Consider the following 7,412-nt stretch of genomic DNA (forward strand, 5'->3'; position numbering starts at 1 on the left):
CTCTCGCCTTGACCGCTAATCTTATCACTACAGTATTTTACCTTTTTCTTCGTACCGACAAACTAGAATTTATTTTAAGCTATCACGTTTTACCTTCTTAAGCCTTACTATCATTACCATAGGAATTTCTTTGTTGGTTTTAAAACATTCTTCATAAAATCCATCAATGACAAATCCAGCTCTAAAACAAAGGTTAAAAATATCTTGTATGGAACGATGATAATAAATCTGCTCTTTCGGTTGCCCTTCAATCGCTATATCATAGTAACTGTGCGGTGTCATATATTTTTCAGTCAACGTGACAAAACAAGGGTGTTGCGTTGCAAAGACAAAAATTCCGCTTTCCTGCAACAGTTCATAAACAGCCATAAGAAGTGGTTCAATATCCGTAATATCCATAATTGCCATATTAGAAACTGCTTTCGTAAAGGCTCGATTTCTTTTTAATTCTAATATACTTTTTCTATCGGTCGCATCCGCCACACAAAATTCAATTTGTTTTGCATATTGTGATTGCCGTCTTTTAGCCAATTCTATCATTTTTTTGCTGTAATCAAAAGCGACAACCGAAGCGCCTCTTTGTGCAAGATACGAAGAATAATTTCCATTGCCACACGCAATATCCAAAATGTAATCCGCAGGATTAGGAGATAGAAGTTCCGTTACTTTGGGACGCACTACCTCTCTGTGAAATTCATTAGATTCGTCACCCATTGCATTATCCCAAAATTGTGCGTTCTCCTCCCAGATTTTTTTACTTTCCTCTGTTCCCATGTTCTCTCCCACTCCCCAAATTTGCTTTTTTGCTTCCATTAAATCTTCCTTACTATATTCCATTGTTACCCTCCATAACTTCTGATTGTTGCCGTCTTGACGATTATGTATCTTTACATTACCTTCTGAAACATATGGCGCACCTTGTCCAGGCGGCTGTTTGGACGGCGGGGCTGGATGACCGGCTGACCGACAGCGGCCTGATATCCTTTCAGCTCTGTAAGGCATACGCTCCGCCCGTTGGTGTAAAAGGCCAGATCAGTACGGTATGCCTGTATACAGCGGGCGGGAATCTCGCCAGTAAAGACAACTTCATCCTTTTTTACCTGGGCCGTTTCGATGGTGGCACAGTATTTCGGTGCATCATGATAAGCCCTGGAAAGGTATTCCTGGGGCGCATAGAGGATGAAGGAGAGATAAGGTTCCAGCAGCTGCGTCCCCGATTCCTTCAATGCCTGTTCCAATACAATCGGGGCCAATGAGCGGAAGTCCGCCGGCGTGCTGACCGGACTGTAATAAAGCCCGTATTCAAAGCAAATCTTACAGTCCGTTACGTTCCAGCCGAACAAGCCCTGCTCCAGCCCGTAACGGATACCATCCCTGACAGCGTTTTGAAAACTCTGGTTCAAGTATCCCAGCGAAACCCGGCTCTCGTATTGTACACCGGAGCCAAGCGAGAGTGGTGTAACAGACAGTCCTATGGATGCCCAAAACGGGTTGGGCGGCACCTCGATATGGATGGTGTGGCTGGCTGCTTTGAGCGGCCGCTCCATATAAATGACGGAGGGTTCCTTTACCACTGTTTCAAGCTTGTATTTTTCCGACAGCAAAGCGGAAACAACCTCCAACTGCACCCGGCCCAAAAAAGAAAGAATGATCTCATGGGTGATGGAATCCACTTCGCAACGCAAAAGCGGGTCAGTATCCGCAAGTTGCGTAAGAGCGTCCAGCAGCCGTTCTCTTTGCGCTGCCGTTTTCGGCGCAATCGTCGTCCGCAGCATGGGGAGGGGGTCCTCGCGCCACCTTTTACGAGGGAGCCGGGTTTGGTCCCCTAATACATCGTTTAACCTCACGCTGTCGCTGGGAAGGATAACAATTTCACCCTGATAAGCGGTGTCTGTCCGAACAATTTCCCCTTTGGATGGAATACGCATCTCTGTGATTTTCAGCTTTTCTCTCCCGGCCAGGGCCACCGTATCCCGCAGGCGCAGCGTTCCGCTGTATAACCGTAGATAGACACGCCGCTGGCCGCAATCGGTGTACTCAACCTTGAAAACGCTGCCGCATAGGGCGGCGCCCCCCTGTTCCCCAATCGGTTGGAACAGCCCTGTCACCGCATCCATCAACGGTTGAATGCCAAGGCCATTTTTGGCGCTGCCATGATAGACTGGGAACAGGGAGGCGTCTTGAACCCGCTGCTGTTCCTCCCGCGCAAGTTTTTCCCGGCTGATTGGTTCTCCTGCGATATACTTTTCCAATAATTCATCGTTATTTTCGATGACCGCATCCCATGCTTCTATGTCGGTATTTTCCTCCAGGACTATTTCCGGGGACAGCGACACCGTCTGCTTGATGATAATATCGGCGGAGAGCTTATCCCGAACAGACTGAACCACGCTCTGCAAATCAACGCCAGCCTGGTCGATCTTGTTGATAAAGATAACGGTGGGAATGTTCATTTTCCGCAGGGCATGGAACAGAATACGGGTCTGGGCCTGCACGCCATCTTTAGCGGAGATCACCAAGATGGCCCCATCTAAAACAGCCAAAGAGCGGTACACCTCCGCCAAAAAATCCATGTGGCCGGGCGTATCCACAATGTTAACTTTACATCTGTGCCACTGGAAGGAAGTGACTGCCGCTTGAATGGTAATCCCACGCTGCCGCTCCAAAAACATGGTGTCCGTCCTCGTTGTCCCTTTTTCGACGCTCCCCGGTTCTGAAATGGCTCCGCTGGCATATAGCAGGCTCTCCGTCAAGGTCGTCTTTCCAGCGTCTACATGGGCAAGAATTCCAATATTGATTATTTTCATGTGATTGTCCTCCCTTTACAGCCCCAAAGGGCATAAAAATCCCCAGCAGTAAAATACTTTTACCACTGGGGATTATAAGTTGCGGACATACACATATACAGCATACACCTGTTTGTGATTGCTGTTTTTGGGGATATGTCAAAATTGATAAGGCAAAAGTATTCTTAAATTTGGTACAAAAAACTAAGCCCCTACAAAAGGAGCTATCATAATCCTTTGTTCCCACTATTTGATTATAGTTTTATTTAAGAATACCTTGCCGCATATTTTTTACTCCTTTTCTGGATTAAATCATTGTATCACATCAGTTTTAGGAAAGCAAGTACCTAAAAGAAATTTTTCTTCCCCTTATATGTAACAATCATACCGGCTTCCTAGCGTTCAGAATGTTTTCTGCTGTCTGCTGTGGTGTTTGGTTGGAATTGTCCAACCAAAAGCCGATCCGTGGTGTTGTCTGCATTTTACTAAATACAAATTTATCACTCTTTTTTACTTTCCAAACAAGCTATATGCCAGCATAAGAAACACTAAAATATTGCAGACCATACCGCCCCAAAACAGGTACAACTTCAAGCCCTCATATCTGAAAAATCTGTTCTTACTTTCCTCCAGCTCCCGGATCTTCTGCTTCATCACGCTCGTAAGTGTATCAGACTGCTTCTCAAGAAGCTTTGTAGCCCTCTGTATAGCCTCTATATTCGCCTGTAACGCCTTTCTAACCTCTTGGACGGTGTTTTCCTTAACCTCATCTTTCAAGCTCCCAACCTCGTCCGATATAGCGTCTTGAAGCAACTCGTTGCTGTTCTTCAGCAGCTCTACGCTCTGCTTCAGCTCGCTGATGAGCTTCCTGTTCTGCTCTGCGTCTCTCTGCCTGTTCTGCTCTGCCCTTACTTGTTCTTGATTTGACTGCTTCATCAATTCCTCGCAGTTCTCGCTCGACATCGCCAACGCTTCTTTGAGCAGACTGTTTTCCAGCTCTGTCCGGCTCTGTCGGTTTAACTCTTGAAGCTGCTCTCTTGGACTGCTCTGCTTCTGCTGTTCGTGCATTTCTCTCAAACTCATGCTCCATGCTCTCCTTTCCGAAATCCATATTGTAGTATTTTTCCAGCTTGTTATCTCTGATTTTACAAGCCTTTTCTCCTGCCTGTTCCCTGGCTAAGTCGGTATATGTGATGTACTTATGGCTGTCCTGCCAGTCCACTCCGTACCCTCTTTCATTCATCAGCCGGATAAATGTTTCCCGGCTGGTCGCTGTTTCCTTACAATCCAGCACCGCAAGGGCAATATCCTGCACATAGCTTTTGACCTTTCCCTGCTCTGCCTGTTTCAAAAGCTGGTAGGTGTCTTTGCTCCATGCCACCGTTTCTTCCCGTACTTCTCCAGCAAATGTCTTTCCTTTCTCCGGCACATGCAAGCCCTGTTCCCGGCTCTGCTCGTTGCACCGTTCCTTTAAGTCTTTAAGGTCGTGCTTACTCCATTGGAGCTTATGACCGTTCTCATAATTTACGGAATTAACAATAAAGTGCGTGTGTATATGCCCCTTGTCTATATGCGTGGCTATCAGAACTTCATGCCCTTTCCATGCCTTTGTATGCTCTGCCAGCTCGACAGCGTTCTTGTGAGCCTGCTCCGGGGTTATTTCCTCGTCCTCATGGTAGGATTGCACATAATGCTTATAGGTTCTTCCGTCCGTCTTGCCCCACAGCTCCTTTGTGGCTTGCATTTCTTCCTTGACCGTCTCCGGCTCACAATGCAGACCGCTGACAAGCTTCTCCTCTGTCTTTTCTTTTTTCGTCACATAATCTATTGCGTGCCCTATGCCCGCCTTTGAAGATACCGCCTTAATGACTGCCATACTTTGTTCAGCTCCTCTCCATGCTTCCGCACTTCCGCTTCACTCGGCAACATTCCCCCCTCATTACACCGCTTTGCTATTTGGTTGAGGTTGTTCCCTATCCGTTTCAGTTCCGGGATAAGTTCTTTGATACCGTCCGTATTCACGATCTGCTTCTCCAGCACACAGGAAAGGATATACTCCTGCTGGTTCTTTCCACTCTCTAAAATCTTCTCCTGCAACTGCCGGTATTCTTCTTCACTTACTCGGAATGATAACTGCTTTGGTCTTGTCTTGTTCATACCCTTACCACTCCATATCCATGACATCAAGCAAGTCAAAGAAACGCTCCAGCGTCTTATTTTCCTTTTCTGCCGGGTTCTGTTTTACATATTTATCAATTACTTTCATCAGCTCCTGCACCTCGTATCTGTACTCAAACTGAATTTTATCCATTTCTTTTTTCATGCCTTTGACCTCTCTTTCTTCGGTGCTACCACCGTCACACTATGAGCCTTTCGGCTCTCTGAAAAGGGGGATTGAAGGGGGGCTTGCCACCCTCACAAGTTCTAAAGTGGTAACACTTTAGGGAACTTGCAATATATCCGCTACACATATTATAGCATGATAGAAACTCTATATCAAGCGGATATATTCGTGCGTATATTCTGCCAAGAATATAGTGGAGCTTACTTCCTCTTGGGCGACTTTGGAAGTGTAGGAGGAAGACAGTCAAGGGCTTGTTTTTTATCTGCAGTATGAGCTTCGGCTTGCCGATCAGCGAGTACAGCAGATAAAAAATGGTCGCAGACCACCCTTTACTTTCTTCCGCCGGAACGGACAATGAAGCACAGGGGGGGGAAGTAAAGGAACGGACGGACAGCCGTTTTCCCCTCCGGCATTATAGCCAACAAAAAAGAGTATCAAGGGTAAACGCTGCGGTCTATGACCGCCCTTGACACTCTTTTCCTTATGGCTTTGATAATAAACAAGGGGAAATGGCTTCTTGTGGCATTTCTGCCACTATGGTATAATGGGCGACGCTACCACCCCTATACAGGTACAGAAAGGGGGTGTGCCACCATGAGTATATTTTCGTCTTTCTTACTCTCTGTCTTGGCAAGTGTAGTCGCCTACTACATCTGCAAATGGCTGGACGGAGATAAATAGGCGGTAGCCAGCCTAAGGCATAAGCCACCTTGCCACAACGGAATAGAAAAGCCCCGGAGGTCGCAACTCCGGGGCTTTTTGCGTGCCACAATGAGCACTTTCGTCTTTCTTGCCTACTGGCATTATAGCATATGCCTTTCGGCATTTCAAGTATGCCCTACTTCCACCACTTATAAACCGTATGCTTTGCAAGTCCTGTCTCTCGAATGCAGTCCGCTTTCTTTCCTGCCGGGTGGCTCTCCTGCCATTCTCTGACTGTCCGCTCTGCTGTTGGTCTGCCCTCTTTTACTACTTCGCCTATAACTTTCATATCCTCTTTTTTTCGCCTTGCAAGATATAAATGAGCCTCTTGTTTTCTGTAATTTCGCTTATTTGCTGGTATCGTAACCTTTGTGTTGTCCTCTATCCATTCCCGGCTTGCTATCGTTGACAACCTTTTTCTGTCCCCTTTCAATGCCCGGAGAGCGTCTTTCACATCTGCCCGGCTGAAATGGTTGTCCTCGTCCTCGGTAAGGCTCTCTAAATGGTCCAAGAACGCATAGGCGTCTCTCCGTATCTTCTGCTCGGATATGCCACACTTCAAGCCATAAGAGCACAACGCCATAATAGAAAAGTAACGCCCTCCGGCTTTCACTTCCTCGGTTATTTTCCGTTTCCACCACTCATATAAAGCTTCGTTACATACCCACGTACCGCCCTGCTTCTTACTTTTCTGCTTCGGCTCTCCCTGCACGATCCGCTTCTCATACCATTCCGGGTACAGCTCCTTTGCTTCTTCCAGCGTAACGGTACTTTTTCTTCTCGGCTTCTCGTACAACGGAGCAAGGTCTACCTTACAGCTCGGTATGCTGGCTTTTATGTCCTCCAGCGTGTAACGGTTCTCTGACAGCTTATAGGCTTTTACTGGGAAATCTGCACCCAGCTTCGACTGACTCCCCACACACCGGAAACCTTGATAAATTCCGGTTATATCCGGGCTGTCCGGACGGATAGAGCTGGTATCATTCCATAGCCGCCGGATAAAGGCTTCTTTCAGCTCCGCAAGCACTTCTTCCCGGTTTCGATACAACTGAACCGGCTCCTGCAAGAAATAGTAAAGATGTACCCCCTTGCCGGAGCTGACAAGATAAGTCGGACGAAGCTGCACACCATTCCCAAACTGCTTCAACAGGTTCTTTAACTGCTGTTTGCCTACATAATCCACATCCACCACCACCGCAAACAGCTCATGAGCGTTCTCTTTCGTGTGTGACTTCCCGTAAAAACTAATAGGCGGTATCAGCCCAAACCTATCTCCTATGACCTTATCCAGCATTTTCAGACTATCATCAATTACCCACTGCCGGGTTCTTCCTTTGCCGGACGGTCTAATCTGTGTCGCTATAATATTACCTTTTCCGTCCCCCGGCTCTTGCTGCAGACTACCAGTCGGAAACAACTCTCGATAGAAATCATGAGGACTTACTTCCGGGTATCCCCTCTCCAGCATAAGAGCTTCTTTCTCCCGATAAGCAGACTTCCACTCATACCCTCTTTTATCTCTCCTTTTGGTGTATTTTGCCATAGTCTTTTACACCTCACTCCCTCTCGCCTTGACCGCT

General features: G+C 47.0%; 7 protein-coding genes. All 7 read right to left on the minus strand.

Annotated features, from left to right (window positions below; genetic code table 11):
* Positions 1 to 69 precede the first annotated feature (69 nt).
* The 7 genes from HMPREF1548_RS22370 to HMPREF1548_RS22395 all read right to left on the minus strand — a co-directional run bounded on the left by HMPREF1548_RS22370 (position 70) and on the right by HMPREF1548_RS22395 (position 7,375).
* Complete coding sequence (locus HMPREF1548_RS22370) at positions 70 to 837, minus strand: class I SAM-dependent methyltransferase (protein ID WP_002586626.1); 768 nt, start codon at positions 835 to 837, stop codon at positions 70 to 72.
* Between the two features lie 50 nt (positions 838 to 887).
* The gene (gene tet(W) / locus HMPREF1548_RS22375) at positions 888 to 2,807 is read right to left on the minus strand and encodes a tetracycline resistance ribosomal protection protein Tet(W) (protein WP_002586627.1); all 1,920 of its coding nucleotides are present in this window, start codon (positions 2,805 to 2,807) and stop codon (positions 888 to 890) included.
* 489 nt (positions 2,808 to 3,296) lie between these two features.
* Positions 3,297 to 3,563, minus strand: coding sequence for a prefoldin domain-containing protein (locus HMPREF1548_RS22380; RefSeq protein ID WP_021638904.1), 267 nt, complete (start codon positions 3,561 to 3,563; stop codon positions 3,297 to 3,299).
* On the minus strand, positions 3,553 to 4,662 hold the full coding sequence (locus HMPREF1548_RS22385) for a relaxase/mobilization nuclease domain-containing protein (protein WP_021638905.1): 1,110 nt from the start codon (positions 4,660 to 4,662) through the stop codon (positions 3,553 to 3,555). Before HMPREF1548_RS22385 ends, HMPREF1548_RS22380 begins: the two co-directional genes overlap by 11 nt.
* Positions 4,623 to 4,943 carry a MobC family plasmid mobilization relaxosome protein gene (locus HMPREF1548_RS22390; RefSeq protein ID WP_021638906.1) on the minus strand — a complete coding sequence of 107 codons (321 nt, stop codon included), beginning with the start codon at positions 4,941 to 4,943 and terminating at the stop codon, positions 4,623 to 4,625. Before HMPREF1548_RS22390 ends, HMPREF1548_RS22385 begins: the two co-directional genes overlap by 40 nt.
* A gap of 4 nt (positions 4,944 to 4,947) precedes the next feature.
* A complete protein-coding gene (locus HMPREF1548_RS30140; protein WP_004614779.1) occupies positions 4,948 to 5,109 on the minus strand; it encodes a hypothetical protein in 162 nt (53 codons plus the stop codon).
* Positions 5,110 to 5,968: 859 nt separating this feature from the next.
* Positions 5,969 to 7,375, minus strand: a complete 1,407-nt coding sequence (locus tag HMPREF1548_RS22395) for a DNA primase small subunit (RefSeq protein WP_021638909.1) — start codon at positions 7,373 to 7,375, stop codon at positions 5,969 to 5,971.
* Positions 7,376 to 7,412: the final 37 nt, after the last annotated feature.

Source organism: Clostridium sp. KLE 1755 (assembly GCF_000466465.2).
In the GTDB taxonomy this organism is placed as follows: Bacteria; Bacillota; Clostridia; order Lachnospirales; family Lachnospiraceae; genus Eisenbergiella; species Eisenbergiella porci.